The organism is Devosia sp. MC1541 (assembly GCF_012847305.1).
In the GTDB taxonomy this organism is placed as follows: Bacteria; Pseudomonadota; Alphaproteobacteria; order Rhizobiales; family Devosiaceae; genus Devosia.
In genome coordinates this window covers 36,621-60,560 of the sequence record NZ_JABBDZ010000003.1, presented here as the reverse complement: position 1 = coordinate 60,560, position 23,940 = coordinate 36,621, and the positions used below count along the sequence as shown (strand labels likewise).

The window sequence follows — 23,940 nt, the reverse complement described above, 5'->3', positions numbered from 1 at the left end:
TCATGGACCTGCTCAACCAACTCAAACATAACAAGAAAGCCGTGATTGGGCTTTCGCTGTTGTTCCTTATCATCCTCGTCGCGATCTTCGCGCCGTTCCTAACGGAATACAGCCCAACCCAGCGCGTTGGCCGTCCGCACCAGCCGCCTTCTGCGGACCACTGGCTGGGCACAACCCGCCTTGGGCATGACGTGTTCACCCGCCTGATCTATGGCGCCCGCGTTTCTCTCGCCGTGGGCTTTGGCGCAGGTCTGCTCATCACCGTGATTGGCACCGTGCTGGGCATTATTGCGGGCTATAAGGGCGGTGTGGTCGATGAAGTGATCAACTTCTTCACCAACATGGTCCTCGTTGTTCCCAACCTGCCGTTGTTGCTGGTTCTGGCCGCATTCATTGGTCAGGCTAGCCCCTTGGTAATCGCCCTTATTTTGGGGTTTACCTCATGGGCCTGGGGCGTGCGGGTCACCCGTTCGGAAACCCTTTCCATTCGCCAGCGCGACTATGTCAAATCCGCCGAAATGCTCGGTGAACCGGCATGGCGCATCATGGCGCTCGAGATTTTCCCGAACCTGATCTCCATTGTTGGCATCAACTTCATCGGCTCGGTTATTTACGCCGTCATCACCGAAGCTACCCTTGAGTTCCTCGGCCTTGGCGATCCGAATACCGTCTCTTGGGGCATCATGTTGTTCAACGCGCAGAACGCTTCGGCGCTGTCAGTTGGCGCGTGGTGGGACCTGCTCTCGCCTTGCTTTGCTCTGGCCGTGCTGGGCCTCAGCTTGGCGCTCATCAACTTCGCCATCGACGAGATCGCCAATCCGCGTCTGCGCACCGGGGGCATGCTGACACGTTGGACCAGAATGGTCCGTCTTGGAGAGGGCAAGCTATGACCTATCCCGTTCTCTCAGTTCGTAACCTCAACATCGACTATATTGGCGCGGACAAGAATTTCAGCGCCGTTAAAGACGTCAGCTTCGACATCGCACCGGGCGAGTTTTTTGGCCTCGCTGGAGAGTCCGGCTGCGGCAAGAGCACGATCGCTTTTGCGATTAGCCGCCTGCATCGCCCCCCGGCCCTGATCCGTAAGGGCAGTGAGATTATCGTTGGCGGCCGCGATGTGCTGCAGCTCAACGACAAGGAGCTGAAAAGCTTCCGTTGGCGCGAAGTGGCCATGGTGTTCCAGAGCGCGATGAACTCGCTCAATCCGGTTTTGACCATCGCAGACCAGTTCTACGATGTGCTGAAAACTCACACCAAGGTCACCCGCGCCGAAGCCCGTGAGCGGGCAGCAGAACTGCTCAAGCTGGTCGACATTTCGCCGGATCGCCTCGACGTTTACCCGCACCAATGTTCGGGCGGCATGCGCCAACGTATTGTTATTGCTATCTGTTTGTCGCTCAATCCAAAGCTGCTGATCATGGATGAGCCAACGACAGCGCTCGACGTGGTGGTGCAGCGCGAAATCCTTCAGCGCATCGACGTACTACGCAAGCGCTTGGGCTTTTCCGTGCTGTTCATCACCCATGATCTGGGGCTGATGGTGCAGGTCAGCGATCGCATTGGCATTATGCTCAGTGGCGAGATGGTCGAATGCAACGACAGCCAGACGATCTATAATTCGCCCCAGCACGACTACACCAAGAAACTCTGGGCCTCGATGCCCAAGCTCCATGGCGAGCAAATCCGCCCGGAGGCATCGGCATGAGCCAGTCACCAGTTCTCGCCCTCGACAATGTCTCAAAAGTCTTCGGTCGGGCCACCAATCCGGTCTATGCCGCACGCTCGGTCAGCTTTGGCCTTCATGCCGGTCGCACCCTCGCCCTGGTGGGCGAAAGCGGCTCCGGCAAGACCACGGCTGCACGCCTCATCATGCGAGAGTATACGCCAGAGGAGGGCCAGTTGATGTTCAATGGTCAGCCGCTCGGCAAGGCCAATACCAAGGCGCTCAAGGACTACAGAGCTTCGGTGCAGATGGTGTTTCAGGACCCATTCTCGTCGCTGAACCCAACGCATACAATTTTCTACCATCTCGAGCGCCCGCTCAAACTGCATCAGAAGCAGCTCAATAAGGCGCAGCGCCACGAGAAGGTCGAAGAGCTGCTGCGTCGCGTCCGCCTCGACCCCGAGCTGGTGATGAAGAAATATCCGCACGAGCTTTCGGGCGGTCAGCGTCAGCGTATTTCGATTGCCCGCGCTTTGGCAGTGAACCCCAAGGTCATCGTTGCCGACGAGCCAACGTCAATGCTCGACGTATCGGTGCGCCTTGGCGTGTTAAACTTGCTTAACGATATGAAAAAGAACGATAATCTCGCTCTTCTCTATATCACACACGACATCGCCACTGCCCGTTTTGTCGCCGAGGACATCATGGTGATGTATGCGGGGCAGATCGTCGAATGGGGCGCAACCGACAGCGTTCTGACCAATCCGCAGCACCCCTATACCCGCCTCTTGTTGGCGGCGGTGCCGGACCCGGATCGACGCTTCGATGCGGCGCAACCGGGTGAGCTAGAACAGATCGAAGACATTCGCCGTCGCTCCGCCCTGCCCCAATCTAATATTCACCAGATTGCCGAGAACCACTTCATCCGCCCAATGGCCGAATAAAATTTAGGAACGCGCGGGGGAAGCCTCGCGCGTTGCTTGGTCGGCGAGGATCGCCGTCAACAAAATACGGATCGGTCAAAGTTACAGCCCTCAGCCACGCCCTACGAATGGCATTGTAGTGGCCATTACGGTCATGGTGAGTACATTTGCGTCTAGGGGCAAATTTGCCATGTAGCTCACGGCCTTAGCGACGTGTTCGACGTCCATTGTTGGCTCAACCATGGTCTGGCCATTCGGCTGTAAAATGCCGGTGGTCATGGCTTTGGTCATGTCGGTCTGGGCGTTGCCAATGTCGATTTGTCCAACCGCAATGTTGAAGGCGCGACCGTCTAGCGAGGAAGCCTTGGTCAGGCCGGAAATCGCATGTTTTGTAGCGGTATAGGGCGAGGAGTTCGGGCGGGGCGTTGTGGCTGAGATGGAGCCATTGTTGATGATCCGGCCGCCCTGTGGGGACTGCGCTTTAAACTGCTTAAAGGCGAACTGCGTGCAGAAAAATGCCCCGTCTAGGTTAGCAGACACGACATTGCGCCACTGTTCTTTTGTCAGATTTTCCAATGGGATAGGTGGCGCGCCCATGCCGGCATTGTTGACCAGAAGATCGAGCCGGCCCCAATGGGTGATGACGGTTTGGAAGGCTGCTTCGACGGCGTCACGGTCGCCGATGTCGACTGGTACGGTGAGAGTCTGCTGGCCACTCGGGTCGAGTTCGTGCGCGGCTTCGTCTAGGACGGTTAAGCGACGACCGAAGAGGGCGACGGAAAAACCATCTGCAAGCAAGGACTTAACGATTGCCTTGCCGATCCCCGTTCCGCCACCAGTGACGATTGCAACCTTGGTCATGACGCCCTCCCGTTTTGACTTATAGCCATATTCCACGGTTCAGGTTTTGTGTCTCTAGTCTTGTAACTCTTGGGCGTTTGAGTGGCATTTGGCTGGCACTTAAGGGCCTGCGGGTAGGCCTTCACTGGGCACTTTGGTGCATTTTCGGGGCCGTGGCGTCGCATTCACATCGTTCCGCCGTTTTAGTGTAACTGATCGCCGCTGAGCGTGGAAAATGAACGGCCCATTTTCAAGAATCCAAGGCGGAATGAAAATCGGCACAACCCGCACTATTGTGTTGTTTGAGGCTGACGGCACACCCAAGGCAGGTTAGTTTTGGCCAACCCAAGTTCATGCTGAGAGTGTATCGTGCTCACTATTGAAACGCCGACCCCCGTTGTCGATCTCGACCGTGTTGATGCCAATCTGACCAAGATGCAGGCTTATGCCGATGCGCACGGGTTGAAACTGCGCCCGCATATTAAGACGCATAAGATCGTACAGCTGGCGAGACGCCAATTGGAGCTCGGCGCTGTCGGCATCACCTGCCAAAAATTGCAGGAAGCGGAAGTGATGGCCGATGCGGGGATCACCGATATTCTGATCTCCTATCCGCAGATCGGGTCGTTTAAAGCAACACGCCTGGCTGAACTGGCAAAGCGCGCGGACATGACCGTCGCCGTTGATAGTGTCGAAGGCATTGCGACGGCCGCTGCTGCTGCCGAGGTCGCGGGAAAGCCGATCAAGATTCTCGTTGAGTTCGATAGCGGCATGAAGCGCACGGGCGTGCAGACCGTGGAACAGGCCACGGCTTTGGCGGTCGCGGTCGCTGCGGAGAAGAACCTTGTTCTCGAAGGTCTCATGACCTACCCGACCACGGAGCAGACCGCGCCCTTCGTGGCAGAGGCTAAAAAGCAATTCGCGGACAAGGGCCTTGAAATTCGCACGGTCTCGAGCGGCGGCACGCCGAGCGCTTTCCAGACCCACAAGAGCGCGGGCGTGACTGAACTGCGCGTCGGTACGTATATTTTCAATGACCGCATGATGATGGAAGCAGGCGCGGCCACGCTTGAAGAGACCGCTTTGCATCTTTACGCGACAGTCGTCAGCCGCCCGACGGAAGACCGCGCTATTATCGATGCTGGTAGCAAGACGTTCACCAGCGACATGGCGGGTGGCAGTGCCAAGGGCCATGGTCTGGTGCTTGGATATCCAGACGCCATCATCGAGCGCATCAGCGAAGAGCACGGCATGCTCGACGTTTCAGCTTGCGCGACAAAACCTGTGGTTGGCGAAGTGCTGGAAATCGTGCCGAACCACGTCTGTCCGGTTGTGAACCTGCATGACCGCCTCACGATTGTGCAAGGCGGCCAGGTGATTGGTGAGTGGAAGGTGGATGCACGAGGGCTGACGCGCTAAGCGTCAGCGACCGCGCAGGACCTCATCCACAAAGCGCAGATTGCCTGCGGTAAGGCCGGCGTCGACAGGAATGGTGACGCCGGTGACACCCGATGCAGCATCGGAAATCAAGAACAGCGCGGCATTGGCCACTTCTGTTGGACTGACCATGCGGCCCAAAGGATAGTGCGGCAACACATTGTCCAGAAGCGTACCATCGGCCGCGAGGCGATGATCCCAGGCCGGGGTGCGAACCGAACCGGGCGCCACGGTATTGGCGCGCACATTCTTCTCGCCATATTCAACAGCAATGCCCTTGGCATAGGCGACAAGGCCTGCCTTGGCCGCCGAGTAAGCCGGGTTGCCGTAATGGCCTAGCGCATTGACCGAGGTGACAAAGACAATGCTGCCCTTGTTCGCCGAGGCCATGGCTTCGGTGATCGGGTCAACCAGCGCATAAGCGCCATTGAGATTGATCGCCATTTCGCTGGCCCAGACATCATCATTGAGATGACCGAAGTGTTCAGCGCGGGTGAAGCCAGCGTTGGCGACCACACCATCGAGTGGGCCGTTGGCTTCCAGATAGGCGGAGATGGCGGCGCGCGTGGCTTTGGCATCGGCCTGATCGAACAGGACCGAACCTGCAATCGGCAGGCCCTCTAGATCTGCGGCGGTGCGGTCGGCACCGATGACCTTGGCACCAGCATCGGCAAAAACCTGCACCAGCGTGCGGCCAATGCCGCCACCAGCGCCAGAAATCAGAACGGTTTTGCCATCAAGGCGAAACGGCGATTGGGACATGGGAGACGTCTCGGTTTAACTTATGGGCCTTTATAGGCGATGCAGTCGATTTCGACTTTGCAGTCGACCATCATGTGGCTCTGAACGGCGGAGCGGGCTGGCGGATGTTCGCCAAAATAGCTCTTGTAAACCGCGTTAAAGCTCCAGAAGTCGCGCGGATCATCGAGCCAGACGCCACACTTGACGACATGCTCAAGCCCGTAGCCAGCTTCTTCGAGGATCGCGATGAGGTTCTTGATGGTCAGATGGGTCTGTTCGACAATCCCATGCCCAACAATTTCGCCATCTTTCATCGACACTTGGCCAGAGACAAAGAGGAAGCCATTGGCTTCAACAGCGCGGGCAAATGGCAAGTTTTGGCCACCAGCGCCTGCTTTCTCGGCTCCATAACGCTTGATCGGCATTCTGCACCTCCAAAACACGGGTTTTATGTAACGGAATTTCGTTATTGAAGGCAGCATAACGGCAATTTCGCATCCGCGGCGATAAAATCGAACTCAGAATGTAAATTTCTTACGTGATCAGCGCAAAAACATGGTGTAGCGTTTGAGGACCTCAGCGCGACCAAAGTTTGGATAGAAAATTGCGCCTCTTCACTGCGGCCCTAGCGACCGAAACAAACACTTTTTCTCCCATCGCCGTCGATAAGCGCGCTTTCGAAGCATCACTTTATGCAAAACCGGGTGAGCATCCGGCGACGCCTACACTGTGCAGCGCACCGATCACTGTTGGCCGTGAAGTGTGCGCGCGCGAAGGCTGGACGCTGATTGAGGGCTCGGCCAGTTGGGCAGACCCGGCTGGCATGGTGGCACGCGCCACCTATGAAGAATTGCGCGACGAAATTCTGGAGCAGATTAAAGCCGCTCTGCCGCTCGACGGTCTGGTGCTTGGCCTGCACGGCGCGATGGTGGCGCAGGGCTATGACGACCCGGAAGGCGATTTCCTCTTCCGTGTGCGCGAAATCGTTGGGCCAGACGTGCTGATCTGCGCCGAGCTTGATCCGCATAGCCACCTCACCGCCAAGCGTGCGGCGCAGGCCAATTTCTTCGTCTACTTCAAAGAATTCCCGCACACTGATTTCGTTGATCGCGCGCGAGACCTTTGGGACATCGCGGTGAAGGCGCTCAAGGGCGAAGTCACGCCCCATATGAGCATTTTCGATTGCCGCATGATCGATGTGTTCCCAACCTCAAAGCAGCCGATGCGCGGCATTGTTGACCGCATGATGGAGATGGAAAAGACCATTCCCGGTCTGCTCTCGCTCTCGGTCGTGCATGGCTTCATGGCAGGCGACGTGCCGGAAATGGGCACCAAGGTTGTCGCCATCACTGACAATAATCCCGCCCTCGGCGCGGAACTGACCGAAAAGATCGGCCGCGAACTGTTCGATCTGCGCGGCACCTTCATGGTCAGCCAGGTGGACGAAAAGACTGCCGTGGCGCAGGCGCTTGCTGCAACGCAGTTTCCAGTGGTGATCGCCGACGTATGGGACAATCCGGGCGGCGGCACTTCGGGCGATGCGACCGTGCTCTTGGAAGAGTTCATGGCGCAGGGCGCAACCGGCCTTGCTGTGGGCACAATCTGGGACCCGATTGCGGTGCAGATTTGTTTTGCAGCGGGCGAAGGGGCAGAAATCCCCCTGCGCTTTGGGGCAAAATCGGCGCCGTTTACAGGCAGTCCTATTGACCGCACGGTGACGGTGAAGAAGCTCGTGCGCAATGCCGAGATGAAGTTCGGCGATAGTTTCGCGCCGTTTGGCGATAGCGTTTGGATCCACTTCGACGGGATCGATGTGATCCTCAACTCGACCCGCGCGCAGAGCTTTGACCCGAGCCTCTATTCGGTGATGGGAATTGACCCAACCAAGCAGAAATATCTGCTGATCAAGTCGACCAACCATTTCTACGACAGTTTTTCGAGAATAGCGTCGCAGATCATCTATTGCTCGGCGGGGAAACCCTATCCGAACAAGCCAGCTGAAACCAACTACCGCAAGGCGCGTAAGGACATTTGGCCAATGGTGGCCAATCCTTGGGCGTAAGCAGCGGTTTTATTGAGTTGAGAAGCGGGGTTTTGGCCCCGCTTTTTTTGTTTTGGGGGGAGTTCGCGGGGATGGGAAGGCCCCCTCACCCGGCCCTCTGGGCCGACCTCTCCCCCAGAGGGAGAGGTGAAGAGGTGTGCTCGCGTGGCGCCGGCATGGGCTGGCTTGGCGGACGATCTGGTTCGTCGCGGGCACGGTCTGGATCACCCGATCAAATCGGGTGATGACGGGGTGGAGGGGCGTGGGAGTATGTGTAGGGGCTAAAGGCCCCCTCACCCGGCCTGCGGCCGACCTCTCCCCCAGAGGGAGAGGTAAGAGGTGTGCTCGCGTGGCGCCGTCGCTGGGTGACTTGGAGGGCGATCTGGTTCGTTGCGATGACGGTCTGGATCACCCGATCAAGTCGGGTGATGACGGAGTGGAGGGTACGAGGAGTTGTGTAGGGGCTGAAGGCCCCCTCACCCGGCCTGCGGCCGACCTCTCCCCCAGAGGGAGAGGTAAGAAAGGGAGAGGTGAGAAAGAGACGGGTAAGGAGCGTTAGTCGCCTAGCGGTTGGGCGTCGTCGCCGTCGCGGTGGATGACCAACTGGTGCTTAATGCGGCGCATGCTGACGACGGCTTGCGGGCCGAGGCGGGCGGCGACGGTCTGGGAGAGAATGTCGAGCACGGCCAGGAAGGAGTAGCGGCTCGGCGTGGGGCGGAGAATGTCCTGATTTTCACGCCAGGTTACAGGCACGAAAATGTCGGCCTGCGCGGCCATGGGGGAATTGGCACGGGTGAGCACTACGCAGGTCGCGCCGTATTCCTTGGCCACCGAGATCGCATTGACCAGCGGCATGTTATTGCCCGAGAGCGAAAAGGCGACGACCACGCTTTCCGCTGGAGCGGAGGCAGCCCGCATCATCTGCATTTGATGGTCAACCGAGGATGCCACCTTAAGACCCAGCCGGAAGAAGCGGGCTTCGGTTTCCGTGGCCAGCATGGAGGACGCGCCTCCGGAGCCAAAGGTCATGACGAAACTGGCCCGTACAATGGCTTCGGCAGCGCTATCGATGGCGTCGAAATCGCAGGTCTCGAAGGTGTCATAAACCGTCGATTGAATGCCGTTGATGACGCCCTGGGCGATTTCGCGCACGCTGGACGGACCAGATGAGGGCGCGAAATAGCGCTGACCGACGAAGCGGGACTGTGCCAGACGGACTTTAAAATCGGCGTAGCTGTCACAGCCGAGGCGGCGGCAGAAACGTGTCACCGTTGGCGGCGACACGTCAGCTTGGGCGGCCAAGTCCACGATGGACATTTTGAGAGCGCCATCGACGTCTGCAAGAACGATATCTGTCAACACGCGCTCTGAGCGTGTGAAACTATCCTTCTCGGTCTGTAGCATTCCCACTAGGTCCAGCATGAACTTACCCCGCTAATGTCGTAGCGGCTTAGTACACAGCCAGACCGTTGGCGTCGAACAGGTGAGCCTGTGCCAAATCGAAGCCCTGTGTAACCTTCTGCCCATCGGCCAGGTTCGGATTGCCTTCGAAGAGGCCGATGAAGTTTTCACCGGCTGGCAGGGTCGAATAGGTAATCGAGTGGATACCGAGCTGTTCGACAATGCTCGGGGTGACTTCGATTTTGAAATCGCCGCCATTGAGCTTGAGGTGTTCAGGACGAATGCCCAGGGTCACCTGCTGGCCAACAATCGCGGTGCTGGTGCGCGGCAGACCGATGGTGCCCAGAGCACCCAGATCGACCTGAGCGGTCGTGCCATCGGCCGAGGTCACCTTGCCGGTGATGAAGTTCATCTTGGGCGAGCCAATGAAGCCAGCCACGAAGAGATTGTCAGGCTTGTGGTACAGCTCGAGAGGGGAGCCGACCTGAGCAATATTGCCGTGATCAAGGACGACGATCTTGTCGGCCATGGTCATGGCTTCAACCTGATCGTGGGTCACGTAGATCATGGTCGAGCCGAGGCGCTTGTGCAGCTCCATAAGCTCGATACGCATTTCCGAACGAAGCGCTGCGTCAAGGTTGGAGAGCGGTTCGTCGAAGAGGAAAATCTTAGGCTGGCGGACGATCGCGCGACCGATCGCAACGCGCTGGCGCTGACCACCAGACAACTGGCCCGGACGGTGCTGCAAACGGCTTTCCAGCTGGAGCACCTTGGCGGCGGCGGCGATGCGCTTGTCGACTTCGGCCTGCGGCAGTTTTTCAACGCGCAGCGGGAAGGCGATGTTTTCATACACCGACATATGCGGGTAGAGCGCATAGGACTGGAACACCATGGCAATGCCACGCTGAACCGGGGGAAGATCGTTGACGGGCTTACCGCCAATTTCGATGGAGCCCGAGGTGACGTCCTCTAGGCCCGCAATCATGCGGAGGAGCGTGGACTTGCCGCAACCAGATGGGCCGACGAAGACCACGAATTCGCCTTCGGCGACGTCCAGATCAATGCCTTTAATGATGCGTGCTTCATTAAAGGACTTTTCGAGGTTTTTGAGGCTCAACTGCGACATGGTTGTCGGCTCCCGACGGCATTATTCTCTCTTGGGTGCCGCCGCCCCGGTTGGCAGGGCGGCGACTAGGTCGGACAGACCTTACTTGTACTGCTCGAGTTCGCCGGCAGCCTTTTCGAGGGCCGCAGCTGGCTCAGCAGCGCCGGTGACAACCGACTGAACCAATTCGATCATGACGTTCTGCAGGCCGATGTAGTCAGCAAACAGAGGCTCTGGACCACCAAACTCGATACCGTCGAGGAATGGCTTCCAGTATGGCTTGGCAGCAACCATTTCGTCGGTCTGTGGCTGGAGTGGACGCAGTGGGGTCAGACCCTGAGCCATTTCAGCTGCGAACTGGCGTTCACCGTCGGTGAGGAACTTGGCAAGGCTGATAGCCTGTTCTTCAACACCGGTGCCCTTGAAGATTGCAAGAGCGTCGGTGATCAGGAGCGTGCCTGGACCCTGTGCGTCTGGACCACGTGGAAGGTCAGCAACACCCCAGTTCATGCCAGCTTCGGTCGCCAGGTTTGCAGCACCTGGGGACGCTTCGATCATGGCAACGCCACCATCGAGCCAGATCGCGCGAACTTCGTTCTGTTCGTAAGCGGTTGGGCCTTCTTCCGAGTAAGGAACGATTGCCTTGATCGCTTCGAGAGCGGCCAGAACCTGTGGCGAGTTCAGGGTGATGTTGCCTTCAGCATCGATCACCGAACCATTGTTGGTGTAAACCCAGTGCAAGAACTGGTGCATGGTGTTGTCGAAGGTCTTGGCGACCAGACCATAGCCAGCAGCGTCGGTCTTTTCGGTGATCTGCTTAGCGAAAGCGATCTTTTCTTCCCAAGTCTTCGGTGGGGTTTCTGGATCGAGGCCAGCTGCGGTGAACAGGTCCTTGTTCCAGTAGAAAGCCTTGGTCGAGAACGCGACTGGAACGCCCCACTGGGTGCCGTCGAAGGTTACGGTGTCCGGTACGTAGTTGTAGTAGGACGCCTTTTCTTCTTCAGTCATTGGGACTTCGACGATGAGGTCGTTGTCAGCAAACTGCTTGAGAGCGCGCGAACCGACGTAAGCCATAGCAACTGGGGTACCAGCAGCAGCAAGCGTGGTTACCTTGTCCTGGCACTGGCCCCAGCCAACGATTTCCGGAACGATTTTGAAGCCTGGGTTGGCAGCTTCCCACTCAGCAAAGCTTTCAGCATAGCCTTCAGTGAGTTCGTCACCGCAGTTGATGAAAGTGATTTCTTTGTCCTGCGCATAGGCAGCGGGTGTGGCAACGGCCACAGCCAGCAGGGATGCAGCAAGCAAACCAGATGTCTTCAGCATATTAGTCTCCCTTAAAAATGGGCCCCTTCGCCCATAGTTACTGTTTCACGGCACCAGCTGTGAGGCCGGCGACGAGATATCGCTGCAGGAACACGATGACGATCATGACCGGCAGAATTCCGATGAAGGACGCAGCCATCAACTCGTTCCAGATGACTTCCTGCTTGCCGAAGAAGGCGAAGAGGCCAACTGGCAGCGGCATGAATTCGGTCTTGGAGTTGAAGGTCAGCGCGAAGATGAACTGCTGCGCATAAGCACCGATGAAGGTCATGATGGCGACCACAACAATGCCCGGCATAGCCAATGGCAGGATGACACGGCGCAGGGTGTAGAGACGGCTTGCGCCATCGACCCATGCGGCTTCGTCCAGCTCCTTGGGAATGCGCATCATATAGGTACGCAGCAGCCAGATGGAGGACGGGATGAGGAAGGCCGCACCCGGCACAATCATCGCCCAGTAAGTGTTCAGCAGGCCCAGGCCGCGCATCAGACGGAACAGCGGGATGAGCAGAACTGCACCCGAGAACATGTTCACGGCCAAGAACGCACCCAGCATCATTGCCGACCCGGTGAACGGGAAGCGGGCGAAGGCATAGGCCGCAGGCACCACCACCGCGATCACCACAATGGTGACGACTGTGGAGATGAAGAACGAATTGAAGATGTGCATGCCTAGGGCCGGCACAGACTTCCACATGGTGAAGTAGGCGTCGAACGAGCCGTTCTTCGGGATGAAGCTATACGGCGTCGAGAACAGCTGCGAGAGCGGCTTGAGCGAGACAAGGAACCCTTCAATGAAGGGCGCCAGGACGAAGAACAAGAACACGGCAATACCAGCGTAGAGCGACGCGATCTCGTACCATTTGTAGCGGTCGATCATCGGCTTTGAAGAGCGAAGTTTTACACGCTTTGGCTTGACGGTTGCAGGGCTGTCGACAGCCGCGACTTCGGTGGTGCGAGCGACGTCACTCATTTGGCTTCTCCCTGCTGGAGCTTACGAACGGCACGGAAGTAGACGAGGCAGAAGGCAATCACGAAGATAGAGATCACCACAGCACGCGCTGCGCCTTCGCCGTATTTGCGGCTACCAATTGCAGTCTTGTAGGTGTCGATGATCATTGTGGTCGTCGAGTTGGACGGACCGCCCTGCGTCAAGATCCAGATGATGTCGAACGAATTGAAGGTTGCGATCAGCGACAGCAAGCTCATGGTGATGATCGCAGGGATCATCATTGGAACGGTGATGCGGCGGAAGCGGTAGAAGCGCCCTGCCCCGTCGGTCCACGCGGCCTCATAGAGGTCCTTCGGGATCGACTGCATTGCCGCGAGGAAATAGATGGTGACCATCGGCACACCGATCCAAACGTCGGTGACGATTGTTGCCCAGAATGCTGTGTCGCCGTAAGCGAGGAAGGCAATCGGACCATTGGTCAGGCCGAAGTTCTGCAGCAGACCGGAGATCATGCCGAACTGGCCGTTATACATCCAACCCCACATAAAGATGCCGATCGACATGGGCACAACCCAAGGCGGCATGGTGAGGATACGGAATAAGGTCTGGCCCGGGATGGCGGCGTTCAAAAGTACCGCGCCAAACATGCCGACGATCATCTTGATGGACACCGAGAAGAAGGTCCAGATGAAGGTACGAATGATGACTTCAGTGAAATTGCCCGCACCAAAGATGCGCTGGTAGTTGGCCCAGCCGACCCAATCATAACTCGCCTTCAACGATGCGTTCGTGAAGGAAAGGACGATCGTGTCTACCAGCGGGTAAGCCACGATCGTTAAAATGTAGATCAACGCCGGGGCCAGCAGTGCCAGAGCGAAGAGGGTTGCGCTACGGGTACTGGTCATATGGCGTTCTCCTTACGCGTCGTTGCCGAGAGCGGCGTCGAAACGACGCCAGATCGGGGCCATATCGACCACGGTTTTAGTATTCATCGCTTCGTCCATGCACAAAGCGACCAAGCCTGCTTCAAGAGCGTCAGTTACCGAAACCGGGAGCGGCGCGCCTTCCAAGCAATGCTTGAGAATGTCTACTGCCATCTGCTCATCGGCACCGTAGTGCGAGGAGAGGTCAGAGACGATGTATTCCTTGTCGATGAGGCGCTCAGAGGTGCGCGCATCGGTGACCTGGAAGTAATTGCGGACGAAATCACCTTCAGCCATGCCCTTAGCGCCGATGACGGCGAAATGACGGAAGTCATGGGGCACGTTGAGGTTGGTGTGGAAGCTCAGGGCCGCGCCATTTTCATACTGAACCATGGCGGTCTGATAGTCGATGAGATCACCATCAGTATCGAAAACACTGTCGCCAGCTTCCCAGCCGGAAGGCTTGCGGTAGTAGACCTCAAGATCGTTGATACCAGCGTTCTGCGGAGCGTTTTCCGGGGTGAAGCTGCGACGGCCACCAAAGCTGGAGACGTAGCGCGCACGGCACCCCATGACGCCATTATAGAGATCAATGTCATGGCAGCATTTTTCGAGCATGAAGCCGCCAGCATATTTGCCGTGACGACGCCAATCGCGCATGAAGAAGCCACCGTGATAGGGCGGAATATGTTCGGACGCTTCGATGGACGCAATATTGCCCAGCTGGCCTTCGGCCTGCGCACGGCGGAGGTCGACATAAAGGGGCGCATAGCGCAGCACCAGACCAACCATGACATTGTCTGAGCCGTACTGAGCAATCAGCTCGGCCAGCGCCATCGTGTCTTCGACCGAGGTCACCACTGGCTTTTCAGAGAAAATTTTCATTCCGCGCTCGAGACCGATGCGGATGTAGTCGAGATGGGTGTGATTGGGCGAACCAATCATCAGCAGGTCCAGATTGCCCTGATCGATCAGGTCTTCGATGCTGTCGTAGGCCTGGCCGACGTTGACGCCATGTTCTTGTGTATAGGGAAGGCCCGCAGGAGCAGGGTCCACATATCCGACGATCTCAAATTCGGACGAAGCCAGAGTGAATACTCTGGAGAGATAACCCAGCCGATAACCGAGGCCGACGATACCTACGCGCATACTTTGAATTCCCTACCCTGATCGTTCTCCGGTCAGCCCCTCAGCCCACCAGATTTGTGTAAACGATTTTCAAGACTAGTCAGCGAGGGTAAGGATTGTCAACTGGGTTTACGGTTAAAAATAATACCAATCTGAACCGCCCGGTATTCCGCCAGTTGTGCTTGTATAACTGCAACTTAGCCTAAGAATTAGGCGCGTTGCTCACACAATCCTTGTAGACAAGAAACAAATGCGGAGGCACAGTCATGCGATTGGCATCATCCTAACCCTTTCAGAGGGAATAGGTATCCTGTCGATGACTGAAAATTTTTAACAGAGAAGACGCACGTCCCTCAACCGCTATGGCAAGAGTATAATGTCCCTGTCGCAGAACCCATTTCCCAACGATCCTGATCGCAGTGCAATCTGGACCATGCTGGTTCCGCGCGATATCGAGGCCTATGTTAAGGCCGATTGGTCGATGGTGGAAGACGACTTCGTCACCACTGATTTCTTCGGCGTCAACGGGAATGGCAAGGACAATCCAGACGGCTGGACGATCAGCTATCCGACCCTTGAGCTTTATCGTGATGAATGGCTTCGGCAGGCGCGCGAAGGTCAGTCGGTTGTTTATGCCGAAGACCAAGAAGCCGGTATTCACCGCGCCACCAGCCTGACTGAAATTGAAATCAGCGGCGAGCGGGCGATCGCACACAAGAAGTTTGATGGCGAGATCAAGCGCGCCGATGGTGAGGTTGATCGCCTTAATTGGCAGACCGTCTATTTCTGCCGCAAAGTCGAAGGCCAGTGGAAGCTCACAGGTTTTGTTGGCTACCTGCCCTATCCAATGGGCAAGCCGGTTTAATCAGCGCACTCCAATCGTTCCGCTCGGCGCTCACGGCATGAGCGCGGGACGCCGAGCCACTGAAAGTAAACCACACACAATTGTTCGGCATCGCCTTTTGCCCTGCCGTTCTTCATCATCAGCCTCATTCTGACGAGGCGCTTTGAGAAGCGCTCGACAGTGCATTCTACCTAAGGGAGGAAAAGCCATGCGTATTGCTGTTGCGGGCCTGCACATCGAATGCAGCACTTATAATCCGGTTCTGAACCGGCAGGCCGACTTCCGCACGCTGCAGGGCCCGGCCATGCTCAAGGACATCTATTTTGATTTCCTGACGCATTTCCCGGCTGAGTTCGTCACCATTTTCCACGCCCGCGCCATTGCTGGCGGCCCTGTCGCCCGCGACACCTATGAAACATGGAAGACCGAAATCCTTGAGGGGATTAAGGCTGCGGTGCCCGTCGACGGCGTTTACCTGCCAATGCATGGAGCGATGTTCGTTGAGGGCATGTTCGACGCCGAAGGCGATTTCATCGCCGCAGTGCGTGAGGTGGTCGGGCCGGATGTGCTGATTTCCGCAAGCTATGATTTGCATGGCAATGTCAGCCAGAAAATCATCGACAATCTCGACATGTTTTCGACCTATCGCACCGCCCCACATATCGACGTACAGGACACGATGCGCCGGGCTGTGACCATGCTGGTGCGGGCGCTGCGGACGGGCGTAAAGCCTGTGCTGGGTTGGGTGAAGGTTCCGGTGCTCCTGCCAGGCGAACGCACCTCAACGCAGGATGAGCCTGCGCGCACCTTCTACACCACTATCCACGAGACCGAAGAGCCGATGGGCATTTGGGATGCGTCGTTCCAAGTGGGCTATGTGTGGGCGGACGAGCCGCGTTCGACCGCTTGTGCGATTGTGACGGGCACGGATAAGGCGGTGCTGGAAGTCGCAGCGAAATCGCTGGCGCAGAAATACTGGGACCTGCGCGAGGAGTTTGTGTTTGGCATGGAGGTGGGCTCGATCGAAGAGTGCGTCGCCAAGGCCATTGCGAGCCCCACCGCGCCAGTTGTTCTGGCAGAATCGGGCGACAACCCAACCGGGGGTGGCGTATCGGATCGTGCCGAGGTTTTGGCTGAGTTGATCAAGCAGAATGCTCAGGGCGTGGTGTTTGCGGGGATTACCGACAAGGCCGCGACCGAGGCAGCTTATGCGGCAGGTGTCGGGGCCAAGGTCCAGCTGCACATCGGCGCGAGCCTTGATCCGGCGAGTACGCCAGTCGATGCGGAAGCGGTTGTGAAATTCTTGCTGGAAACCGACGATGCCAAACTGCGCGAAGCTGTGGTGACCATCGGTGGGATCGATCTGGTACTCAGCATTCGCCGTCGCCCGTTCCACAACATCATCGACTTCACCAAGCTTGGGCTTGATCCGAAGTCGGCCAAGATTGTGGTGGTGAAGTCGGGCTATCTGTCGCCGGAGCTGGGCCCCGTCGCCAATCCGGGGATTATGGCGCTGTCGCCCGGCGTGGTCGACCAGTTTGTGGAACGCACCGAGCGCAATCATACGCCGCGCCCGACCTATCCGTTCGACAAGAATTTCGACTATACGCCAGAAATGAAGTGGTCTCAGCGCGCTCTTTAGTGCGCTGAGAGGACGGCTCGAAGTTCGAGCACTTTATCGCGGGAGGTGACGCGGCGGTTGGGGCTGACAAAGCCCAAGCGCTTCGCGCCTTCCGTGTCCTCTGCCGGAGCGCGCTCCGAGCACGAGGCGTGGACAACCGACACCGGCACACGATTGAGAATGCGACGGGCATTGACCGAGGACACGCCTGAACCCGGCATAATGGTGATCCGCCCCTTGGCGGCTTCGTGCATTTTGGCGATGTCTTCAATGCCAGCCTCAGCGGAAAGCTGACGCCCTGACGTCAAAATCGTATCGAAGCCGAGCGCAATGGCCTGTTCGACGGCTTCTTCAACATCAGGCACGAGATCGACGCAGCGATGCAGTGTGCGAGGCGTGTCGCCCGCCATCTGGCAGAGGATTTCGAGGCGGCGCATATCGAGCGCGCCACTGGGCAGGCTGGCGCCCAAGACAACGCCGAGATGATTGGTCCGGGCGGTTTCGATATCGCTGATCATAATGGCCAGCTCGTAATCGTCGAAGACGAAGTCTCCGGCGCGGGGACGCACCATCATGCGGACGGGGATCGGCGTGCTCGATGCCAGTTTCGCCAAGCCAGCAAAAGGCGTGAGCCCGCCATATTCGAGCGACGAGCAGAGCTCGATGCGGTCAGCGCCGCCTTCGACTGCCGCTTGAATGCCCGAGAGGCTATCAACGCAAACTTCTAGCAAGGTCATACCACGCCCTCCGAATAGGCCAAGCTTGCAGCGCCGATGAGGCCTGCATCGACAGTCAGTTGGGCTGGAACGATGAGTGGTCGGTCAAGCTTGCGCAGAATGCGCGGGCGAACGGCGGCGTCAAGCGCTGCCACTAGCTCGGGACTATTCCCTAGGCCACCGCCGACGGGGATAATGTCGGGGCCAAGCACGTTCACCAGCAAGGCGAGCGGGGCCGCAAGGAGCTCGGTGTAAAGCGTCATGGTCTGGGTTGATTGAGTATCGCCCTGCCCCCATGCGGAGACAATGTCGAGGCTCGAGAGCGTTTGGCCATGGATTTGGGCATGAAGGCGCTCCAAACCGCGGGCGCCGCCGATGGTGTCGGTGCAGCCAAGCTGGCCACAACCGCACGCCATATGCGCAATTTTGTGCGGCCAGGCCTGGGTTTCAGTTTGGACAATGGTGGCGTGGCCCCATTCGCCAGAGAACCCGCCAGCACCGCGAATGAGACGTCCATCGGCAATAATGCCGCCACCGACGCCGGTGCCGAGAATGACGCCGAAGACGACGTTAAACCCCTTGCCCGCGCCCGCATGGGCTTCGGCCAAGGCGAAACAATCTGCATCATTGCCGACGATGACGGGGCGAGAGAGCTTGGCACTGAGATCTGGCCCGAGGGCACGACCGTTGATGCACGGGATATTGGCAACCGTGGCGACATTGGTTGCCGGGTCAACGACGCCAGCAATGGAAATGGCGATGGCCGCCCCTGCAGGTGCGCCGCCTTGGGCGATGAGTGCCGCGATGGCATCGGCAAAGGCGTCAAAGTCGTGCGCTGGTGTGGCGACGCGACCGAGCGAGACAATATCTGTCGCACTGTGGGCAACTGCGGCCTTAATCGTGGTGCCGCCAATATCGAAACAGGTGATCATGAGAGGCTGGCGACTTCCCTATAAGGCACGGCCGATGCTTACGGCGTGTGACATGGGTTTGCCTGCGCCGCAAGAGTCCGCAGCGTAATCCAGACCACCGCGGCGTCCGGCACCCCATATTCGATCACAAACACAGCTGCGACGGATGGTTGTGCACTGTCATGGTAACGTCACCAAAGCTTCAAGGAAGCGTCAAGCAGCATCGTTAGAGGAGCCATGCCCGCAGAAAACGTCGGCGGGTACGACACCAAATTCGGTGAGCTGAAACGGAAAAATCCGCAGCTCAAATGTCGTTCACGAAATCCAGTCTGGCGGGACTTGGGTCGATGCTGACCTGTCCTATGGGAGACAGAAGATGAAGACGATGAACCGCGCGGCACTTGCCGCTATCACCCTTGCCCTGAGCACCTCGGTTGCCTTTGCGCAGACCGAACTCAACTGGTGGCACTCCATGGGTGGCGAACTGGGCGAACGCGTGGAAGCGCTTGCTGCAGACTTCAACGCCAGCCAGAGCGAATTTAAGGTCGTTCCGTCCTATCGTGGCGAATACGAAGAATCCATGATCAGCACCATCGCCGCCTTCCGCGCTGGCGAGCAGCCGCATCTGGTGCAGGTTTACGAAGTTGGCACTGGCACCATGATGGCTGCCAAGGGCGCTGTTCTGCCCGTTTACGAACTGATGGCAGCACATGGCTCGAACTTCGATCCATCGGCATTCTTGCCAGTCGTGACCGGCTATTACACCGACACCGAAGGCAATATGCTTTCGATGCCGTTCAACTCCTCCACCCCAATTCTCTATTACAACAAGACCGCTTTCGAGAAGGCAGGGCTTGATCCAAACGTCGCGCCAAAGACCTGGGCCGATATCGAAAACTTCGGCAAGAAGATCGTTGAATCGGGCGCTGCCACGTGCGGTACGGCCATCAGCTATTCGGCCACCTGGATCGGCACCGAAAACCTCTCGTCGCTGCACAACGTGCCATACGGCTCGCTGGAAAACGGCTTTGGTGGTCTCGGCACCGAACTGACCTTTAACCACGACCTCTCCGTTCGCCTCTGGGAAAAGCTGGCTGAATGGCAGAAGACCGGCATCTACCAGTACGGTGGTACCAGCGGCGGTTCGGACAATGCGCCACGCTTCTACGCTGGCGAATGTGCGATCTTCATGGGTTCCTCGGCCTCCCGCGCTGGCGTTCTCGCCAATGCCAAGGACTTTGAAGTTGGCTTCGGCATGCTGCCATACTTTGACGACGTCGACGGCGCACCGCAGAACTCCATCATTGGTGGCGCAACTCTGTGGACCCTAGCTGGCCACGAAGACGCTGAATACAAGGGCGTAGCGCAGTTCCTGAACTACCTCTCTTCGGCTGAAGTTCAGGCCAAGTTCCACCAGGAAACGGGTTACCTGCCTGTTACTCAGGCCGCTTATGAGCTGACCAAGAGCCAGGGCTATTACGACGCAAACCCAGGTTCGGACATCGCTATCCAGCAGATCAACCTCAACCCACCGACTGAAAACTCGAAGGGCGTTCGCTTCGGCAACATGCCGCAGATCCGTACCGTGATCGACGAAGAGTTCCAGGCCGTTCTCAATGGCTCGAAGTCTGCCAAGGAAGCGCTTGATAGCGCCGTTGCCCGCGGCAACGACATCCTTCGCGAATTTGAATCTGCCAATCAGTAAGCAGTCTTAATCCGGAAGGGCCGGCGAAAACCGGCCCTTTCTTTGTTTTGCGGATACGGCGGACGATGGAAACAAAACGTACGACATTCCCGAATAAGGGCCTGCCATTCTTACTGGTCGCCCCACAGTTGATCATCACGCTAGTGTTCTTCATCTGGCCGGCGGCACAGGCCGTCAAATCTTCTTTCGAACGCGCTGACCCATTTGGGCTTTCGACCAAGTTCGTCGGTTTAGCGCATTATGCGCGCCTCTTTAGCGACCCGCTCTATCTGGCCTCTATCGGCCGCACGGCGCTGTTTGCAGCATCGGTTACAGCCATTTCGATGGGCTTTGCGCTGATCCTGGCCGTTGCCGTCAGCCGCGTTATCCGTTCGGCACAGACCTACACCACGCTGCTGGTCTGGCCCTATGCTGTGGCCCCCGTGGTTGCGGGCATTCTGTGGTGGTTCCTGTTCAACAACGCCACCGGCATTCTTCCCTATTTCATGCGCTATGTGGGGATTGATTGGGATTCTGCACTCAATGGCGATCACGCCATGACCTTGGTGATCATCGCTGCCAGCTGGAAGCAGATTTCCTACAATTTCCTGTTCTTCGTGGCTGGCATGCAGTCGGTTCCACACGCGCTTACCGAAGCTGCGGCGATTGATGGTGCGAGCCCATGGAAGCGGTTCTGGACCATTATCTTCCCGCTGCTCTCGCCGACCACGTTCTTCCTCTTCATCGTCAACATCAACTACGTGATGTTCGACACTTTCGCGATCATCGCGTCGACCACTGAAGGCGGGCCAAACCAGGCCACCAACACGCTGGTCTACAAAGTATACGCCGACGGCTTCATCGGTCTCAACCTGGGCTCCTCTTCTGCGCAGTCCGTGGTCCTGATGCTCTTCGTTATTGTCCTCACCTTCGTGCAGTTCCGCTACGTGGAACGCCGCGTGCAGTACTAAGGCCCACTCATGGTCGAGAACCGTCCATTTCTCACCATCCTCACGCACCTCGTTTTGGTGCTGGGGGTGCTGATCATCGCCTTTCCTGTCTATGTCGCGCTCATGGCGTCGACCCACGACGAGGCCACGCTAAACATGGCAGCGCCTTTGCTGCCAGGCGGGCATTTGTGGGATAATCTGGTCACTGTCTGGACCTATGATCCACCGGGCCTGCCGCCATTCTGGACTATGGTCTGGAACTCCACGATGATGGCTTTCATCATCATGGTGGGCAAGGTGGTGATCTCGATCATCTCCGCCTATGCCATCGTCTACTTCAAGTTCCCCTTCCGCGTTCTGGCCTTCTGGCTGATCTTCGTCACGCTGATGTTACCGGTCGAAGTGCGCATCATTCCGACCTATGAAGTGGTGGCAAACCTTGGCTTGCTCAACAGCTACGCTGGCCTGACCATTCCCCTGATCGCGTCGGCAACCGCGACCTTCCTGTTCCGTCAGTTCTTCATGACGGTGCCTGACGAATTGATGGAAGCTGCACGCGTTGATGGCGCAGGGCCGATCAAGTTCTTCATCGATATTCTGCTGCCGCTCTCGCGCACCAATATCGCAGCGCTCTGCATCATCCTCTTCATCTACGGCTGGGTGCAGTATCTTTGGCCCCTGCTCGTCACCACACGCGAAGAGCATTTCACCCTGATGATGGGCGTTAAACAAATGGCTGGGGCGCAGGAAGTCGACCCACAGTGGAACCTCATCATCACCGCGGCCGTGCTGGCCATGCTTCCCCCCGTCCTCATTGTTATCTTCATGCAGCGCCTGTTCGTTAAGGGCCTCGTGGACACGGAGAAATAATCGAAATGGCTGGTATTGAGCTCAAAGAAGTTCGTAAGGTCTATCCGGGCAATGTCGCCGCAATCCACGGCGTCGATCTCTCGATCAAAGACGGCGAGATGGTTGTTCTCGTCGGCCCATCAGGGTGCGGAAAGTCCACTCTCTTGCGCATGATCGCAGGTCTTGAAGGCATCACCTCAGGTACCATCTCGATTGATAATCAGGTGGTGAACCAGAAAGAGCCCGCCGAGCGCGACATCGCTATGGTGTTCCAGAATTACGCGCTCTATCCGCATATGAGTGTGCGTCAGAACCTCGAATACGGCCTCAAGAACCGCAAAACCCCGAGTGACGAAATCGACCGTCGCGTGGCCGAGGCAGCACGCATTCTGGAAATCACGCCGTTCCTTGATCGCAAGCCGCGTCAACTTTCGGGCGGTCAGCGCCAGCGCGTCGCCATGGGCCGCGCCATCGTGCGCCAGCCTAAGGCGTTTCTGTTTGACGAACCGCTGTCGAACCTTGACGCCAAGCTGCGCGGTCAGATGCGCATTGAAATCCGCCGCCTGCAGCGTTCGCTCAAAACCACCAGCGTCTATGTCACCCACGATCAGCTCGAAGCGATGACCCTCGCAGACCAGCTGGTGGTGATGAACGGTGGCCGGATCGAACAGGTGGGCACGCCGACAGCGATCTATGATCGTCCGGCTTCGCTGTTTGTTGCCAGCTTTATCGGCTCTCCGCCGATGAATCTGATCTCAACGAGCGCGCTGAACTCGTTCTCGGCGCTGCGTGCCTTCCCTGAGGGGACGGACATTTTGGGCATTCGCCCCGATGTCTTGACGCTCGAACGCCCGACTGAGGCGCATTTGAGTTTTGACGTGGTCGCTGAGCTGATGGAGCCCATTGGCGGCGAAAGCCATTTGCACCTCAAACTCAAGCACTCTGAGCAGTCGATCATTCTCACAATTGCAGGCCGTCCGGCTATCGCCGAGGGTACGAGCATGACCGTGTTCGCCCGCACCGCCGATATTCACCCCTATAGCTCTGCCACAGGTCGCCGTACCGACGACGCACCAGCCACGCAGACGCAGTCGTCCCATTCCGCTCAAGTTGAGATTGCCTAATGACCAATACGCTTCCAACCGGCCCCATTCGCGAAGAAGTTCAGGCCCACCGCGGCTCGTCGGCACTCGCGCCGGAAAACACCATCGCGGCCTTTCGTCGTGCCGCAGAAGATGGGGCGAAGTGGGTTGAACTCGACGCCGCCCTCAATGCCGACGGCACGCTGATCGTCATCCACGACGATACTGTCGATCGCACGACCAATGGCACCGGAAATCTCGGTGCCCTAAGCACTGCAGACATCGAAACCCTCGATGGTGGCAGCTGGTTTGGGGCTGAGTTCGCGGGCGAAAAGATCCCGACGCTGGATGAGGTGATCGTGGCGCTGGGTGAGTTTGGTCTCAACATCAATGTCGAGATCAAGCAGCACCCGCATCACCAATCGGTGGAGCAGCTCACCTCGGCTGTTGCCGCAGCGCTCGCTAAGCGTCCGGCACACATGCAGATCATGATCTCGAGCTTTGATCCTGATTGCCTCAAGGGCATGCATAAGCTGATGCCAGAACTGGAACTGGCCATGCTCTGGGGCCGCATTCCGGATGATTGGGAAGCGCTGCTCGCCGCTATTCCGGCGACCACCATCCATGCCCATTTCAAGGGGCTCAGCATTGGGCTCTTGGAACAGACCTCGGCCAAGGGCATCAAGGTTCGTGCCTGGACGAGCAATGACACGGTGGAGCTTGCCAGTTTCTGGCGCGCGGGCCTTACCGGGGTGATCACCGACGATCCGCGGATCTATCTCAAGTAAACAAAAAGGGCGGGTGTT

Annotated in this window: 23 protein-coding genes; 12 read left to right on the top strand and 11 right to left on the bottom strand. The window is 57.8% G+C overall.

Annotation, left to right across the window (positions count from 1 at the left end):
- Positions 1-2 precede the first annotated feature (2 nt).
- From HKD40_RS04705 to HKD40_RS04695, 3 genes are read left to right on the top strand one after another with little or no spacing between them, the layout of a single operon-like run.
- Positions 3-890: an ABC transporter permease gene (locus tag HKD40_RS04705; protein WP_169194580.1), complete on the top strand. Its 888-nt coding sequence runs from the start codon at positions 3-5 to the stop codon at positions 888-890.
- Entirely contained in the window at positions 887-1,705 is an 819-nt protein-coding gene (locus tag HKD40_RS04700) for an ABC transporter ATP-binding protein (RefSeq protein WP_169194579.1), read from the top strand. Before HKD40_RS04705 ends, HKD40_RS04700 begins: the two co-directional genes overlap by 4 nt.
- Positions 1,702-2,607: an ATP-binding cassette domain-containing protein gene (locus HKD40_RS04695; RefSeq protein WP_169194578.1), complete on the top strand. Its 906-nt coding sequence runs from the start codon at positions 1,702-1,704 to the stop codon at positions 2,605-2,607. The genes HKD40_RS04700 and HKD40_RS04695 overlap by 4 nt, the downstream gene beginning before the upstream one ends.
- 90 nt (positions 2,608-2,697) lie before the next feature.
- Here HKD40_RS04695 and HKD40_RS04690 read toward each other — a convergent pair whose 3' ends face one another.
- Positions 2,698-3,447, bottom strand: a complete 750-nt coding sequence (locus HKD40_RS04690) for an SDR family oxidoreductase (RefSeq protein ID WP_169194577.1) — start codon at positions 3,445-3,447, stop codon at positions 2,698-2,700.
- A gap of 348 nt (positions 3,448-3,795) precedes the next feature.
- Between HKD40_RS04690 and HKD40_RS04685 the strand changes: the two genes are divergently transcribed.
- Complete coding sequence (locus tag HKD40_RS04685; RefSeq protein ID WP_349236788.1) at positions 3,796-4,845, top strand: alanine racemase; 1,050 nt, start codon at positions 3,796-3,798, stop codon at positions 4,843-4,845.
- 3 nt (positions 4,846-4,848) lie between these two features.
- Here HKD40_RS04685 and HKD40_RS04680 read toward each other — a convergent pair whose 3' ends face one another.
- Positions 4,849-5,625, bottom strand: coding sequence for an SDR family oxidoreductase (locus HKD40_RS04680; protein WP_169194576.1), 777 nt, complete (start codon positions 5,623-5,625; stop codon positions 4,849-4,851).
- A gap of 20 nt (positions 5,626-5,645) precedes the next feature.
- On the bottom strand, positions 5,646-6,029 hold the full coding sequence (locus HKD40_RS04675; RefSeq protein WP_169194575.1) for a RidA family protein: 384 nt from the start codon (positions 6,027-6,029) through the stop codon (positions 5,646-5,648).
- A gap of 179 nt (positions 6,030-6,208) precedes the next feature.
- Between HKD40_RS04675 and HKD40_RS04670 the strand changes: the two genes are divergently transcribed.
- On the top strand, positions 6,209-7,666 hold the full coding sequence (locus HKD40_RS04670; protein WP_169194574.1) for a M81 family metallopeptidase: 1,458 nt from the start codon (positions 6,209-6,211) through the stop codon (positions 7,664-7,666).
- Positions 7,667-8,200: 534 nt separating this feature from the next.
- Here the strand turns inward: HKD40_RS04670 and HKD40_RS04665 are convergent.
- From HKD40_RS04665 to HKD40_RS04640, 6 genes are all read right to left on the bottom strand, one after another.
- Entirely contained in the window at positions 8,201-9,049 is an 849-nt protein-coding gene (locus tag HKD40_RS04665; protein ID WP_169194573.1) for a MurR/RpiR family transcriptional regulator, read from the bottom strand.
- A gap of 46 nt (positions 9,050-9,095) precedes the next feature.
- Positions 9,096-10,172 (bottom strand): sn-glycerol-3-phosphate ABC transporter ATP-binding protein UgpC, encoded by a 1,077-nt coding sequence (ugpC, locus tag HKD40_RS04660; protein ID WP_169194572.1) that lies wholly within the window; start codon positions 10,170-10,172, stop codon positions 9,096-9,098.
- Positions 10,173-10,253: 81 nt separating this feature from the next.
- Positions 10,254-11,474, bottom strand: a complete 1,221-nt coding sequence (locus HKD40_RS04655; protein ID WP_169194571.1) for an extracellular solute-binding protein — start codon at positions 11,472-11,474, stop codon at positions 10,254-10,256.
- A gap of 37 nt (positions 11,475-11,511) precedes the next feature.
- On the bottom strand, positions 11,512-12,354 hold the full coding sequence (locus HKD40_RS04650; RefSeq protein WP_169194806.1) for a carbohydrate ABC transporter permease: 843 nt from the start codon (positions 12,352-12,354) through the stop codon (positions 11,512-11,514).
- An 89-nt stretch (positions 12,355-12,443) separates the two neighbouring features.
- Positions 12,444-13,331, bottom strand: coding sequence for a sugar ABC transporter permease (locus HKD40_RS04645; protein ID WP_169194570.1), 888 nt, complete (start codon positions 13,329-13,331; stop codon positions 12,444-12,446).
- A 12-nt stretch (positions 13,332-13,343) separates the two neighbouring features.
- Complete coding sequence (locus tag HKD40_RS04640; RefSeq protein WP_169194569.1) at positions 13,344-14,498, bottom strand: Gfo/Idh/MocA family oxidoreductase; 1,155 nt, start codon at positions 14,496-14,498, stop codon at positions 13,344-13,346.
- A gap of 355 nt (positions 14,499-14,853) precedes the next feature.
- Here HKD40_RS04640 and HKD40_RS04635 point away from each other — a divergent pair, with 355 nt between their 5' ends.
- Complete coding sequence (locus tag HKD40_RS04635; RefSeq protein ID WP_169194568.1) at positions 14,854-15,342, top strand: hypothetical protein; 489 nt, start codon at positions 14,854-14,856, stop codon at positions 15,340-15,342.
- 187 nt (positions 15,343-15,529) lie between these two features.
- Positions 15,530-16,963, top strand: coding sequence for a M81 family metallopeptidase (locus HKD40_RS04630; RefSeq protein WP_169194567.1), 1,434 nt, complete (start codon positions 15,530-15,532; stop codon positions 16,961-16,963).
- Here HKD40_RS04630 and HKD40_RS04625 read toward each other — a convergent pair.
- Together HKD40_RS04625 and HKD40_RS04620 are read right to left on the bottom strand one after the other, a co-directional pair.
- Positions 16,960-17,679: a copper homeostasis protein CutC gene (locus HKD40_RS04625; protein ID WP_169194566.1), complete on the bottom strand. Its 720-nt coding sequence runs from the start codon at positions 17,677-17,679 to the stop codon at positions 16,960-16,962. The genes HKD40_RS04630 and HKD40_RS04625 overlap by 4 nt on opposite strands.
- A complete protein-coding gene (locus tag HKD40_RS04620; protein ID WP_169194565.1) occupies positions 17,676-18,590 on the bottom strand; it encodes an ROK family protein in 915 nt (304 codons plus the stop codon). The genes HKD40_RS04625 and HKD40_RS04620 overlap by 4 nt, the downstream gene beginning before the upstream one ends.
- Positions 18,591-18,954: 364 nt before the next feature.
- Here HKD40_RS04620 and ugpB point away from each other — a divergent pair, with 364 nt between their 5' ends.
- From ugpB to HKD40_RS04595, 5 genes are all read left to right on the top strand, one after another.
- Positions 18,955-20,274: a sn-glycerol-3-phosphate ABC transporter substrate-binding protein UgpB gene (gene ugpB / locus HKD40_RS04615; protein WP_169194805.1), complete on the top strand. Its 1,320-nt coding sequence runs from the start codon at positions 18,955-18,957 to the stop codon at positions 20,272-20,274.
- Positions 20,275-20,339: 65 nt separating this feature from the next.
- Positions 20,340-21,224: a sn-glycerol-3-phosphate ABC transporter permease UgpA gene (ugpA, locus tag HKD40_RS04610; RefSeq protein WP_169194564.1), complete on the top strand. Its 885-nt coding sequence runs from the start codon at positions 20,340-20,342 to the stop codon at positions 21,222-21,224.
- A 9-nt stretch (positions 21,225-21,233) separates the two neighbouring features.
- Positions 21,234-22,073 (top strand): sn-glycerol-3-phosphate ABC transporter permease UgpE, encoded by an 840-nt coding sequence (gene ugpE / locus HKD40_RS04605; protein WP_169194563.1) that lies wholly within the window; start codon positions 21,234-21,236, stop codon positions 22,071-22,073.
- A gap of 5 nt (positions 22,074-22,078) precedes the next feature.
- Positions 22,079-23,176 (top strand): sn-glycerol-3-phosphate import ATP-binding protein UgpC, encoded by a 1,098-nt coding sequence (locus tag HKD40_RS04600; protein ID WP_169194562.1) that lies wholly within the window; start codon positions 22,079-22,081, stop codon positions 23,174-23,176.
- Positions 23,176-23,922 (top strand): glycerophosphodiester phosphodiesterase family protein, encoded by a 747-nt coding sequence (locus HKD40_RS04595; RefSeq protein ID WP_169194561.1) that lies wholly within the window; start codon positions 23,176-23,178, stop codon positions 23,920-23,922. Before HKD40_RS04600 ends, HKD40_RS04595 begins: the two co-directional genes overlap by 1 nt.
- Positions 23,923-23,940 lie beyond the last annotated feature (18 nt).

Bases quoted from the DNA above. Each gene is read 5' to 3' on its own strand.
- HKD40_RS04665 (WP_169194573.1), bottom strand. From the start codon at position 9,049: ATGCTACAGACCGAGAAGGATAGTTTCACACGCTCAGAGCGCGTGTTG.
- HKD40_RS04640 (WP_169194569.1), bottom strand. From the start codon at position 14,498: ATGCGCGTAGGTATCGTCGGCCTCGGTTATCGGCTGGGTTATCTCTCC.
- ugpC (WP_169194572.1), bottom strand. From the start codon at position 10,172: ATGTCGCAGTTGAGCCTCAAAAACCTCGAAAAGTCCTTTAATGAAGCA.
- HKD40_RS04695 (WP_169194578.1), top strand. From the start codon at position 1,702: ATGAGCCAGTCACCAGTTCTCGCCCTCGACAATGTCTCAAAAGTCTTC.
- HKD40_RS04690 (WP_169194577.1), bottom strand. From the start codon at position 3,447: ATGACCAAGGTTGCAATCGTCACTGGTGGCGGAACGGGGATCGGCAAG.
- HKD40_RS04655 (WP_169194571.1), bottom strand. From the start codon at position 11,474: ATGCTGAAGACATCTGGTTTGCTTGCTGCATCCCTGCTGGCTGTGGCC.
- HKD40_RS04675 (WP_169194575.1), bottom strand. From the start codon at position 6,029: ATGCCGATCAAGCGTTATGGAGCCGAGAAAGCAGGCGCTGGTGGCCAA.
- ugpB (WP_169194805.1), top strand. From the start codon at position 18,955: ATGAACCGCGCGGCACTTGCCGCTATCACCCTTGCCCTGAGCACCTCG.
- ugpA (WP_169194564.1), top strand. From the start codon at position 20,340: ATGGAAACAAAACGTACGACATTCCCGAATAAGGGCCTGCCATTCTTA.
- HKD40_RS04600 (WP_169194562.1), top strand. From the start codon at position 22,079: ATGGCTGGTATTGAGCTCAAAGAAGTTCGTAAGGTCTATCCGGGCAAT.
- HKD40_RS04680 (WP_169194576.1), bottom strand. From the start codon at position 5,625: ATGTCCCAATCGCCGTTTCGCCTTGATGGCAAAACCGTTCTGATTTCT.
- HKD40_RS04650 (WP_169194806.1), bottom strand. From the start codon at position 12,354: ATGATCGACCGCTACAAATGGTACGAGATCGCGTCGCTCTACGCTGGT.
- HKD40_RS04705 (WP_169194580.1), top strand. From the start codon at position 3: ATGGACCTGCTCAACCAACTCAAACATAACAAGAAAGCCGTGATTGGG.
- HKD40_RS04635 (WP_169194568.1), top strand. From the start codon at position 14,854: ATGTCCCTGTCGCAGAACCCATTTCCCAACGATCCTGATCGCAGTGCA.
- HKD40_RS04595 (WP_169194561.1), top strand. From the start codon at position 23,176: ATGACCAATACGCTTCCAACCGGCCCCATTCGCGAAGAAGTTCAGGCC.
- ugpE (WP_169194563.1), top strand. From the start codon at position 21,234: ATGGTCGAGAACCGTCCATTTCTCACCATCCTCACGCACCTCGTTTTG.
- HKD40_RS04630 (WP_169194567.1), top strand. From the start codon at position 15,530: ATGCGTATTGCTGTTGCGGGCCTGCACATCGAATGCAGCACTTATAAT.
- HKD40_RS04645 (WP_169194570.1), bottom strand. From the start codon at position 13,331: ATGACCAGTACCCGTAGCGCAACCCTCTTCGCTCTGGCACTGCTGGCC.
- HKD40_RS04700 (WP_169194579.1), top strand. From the start codon at position 887: ATGACCTATCCCGTTCTCTCAGTTCGTAACCTCAACATCGACTATATT.
- HKD40_RS04620 (WP_169194565.1), bottom strand. From the start codon at position 18,590: ATGATCACCTGTTTCGATATTGGCGGCACCACGATTAAGGCCGCAGTT.
- HKD40_RS04625 (WP_169194566.1), bottom strand. From the start codon at position 17,679: ATGACCTTGCTAGAAGTTTGCGTTGATAGCCTCTCGGGCATTCAAGCG.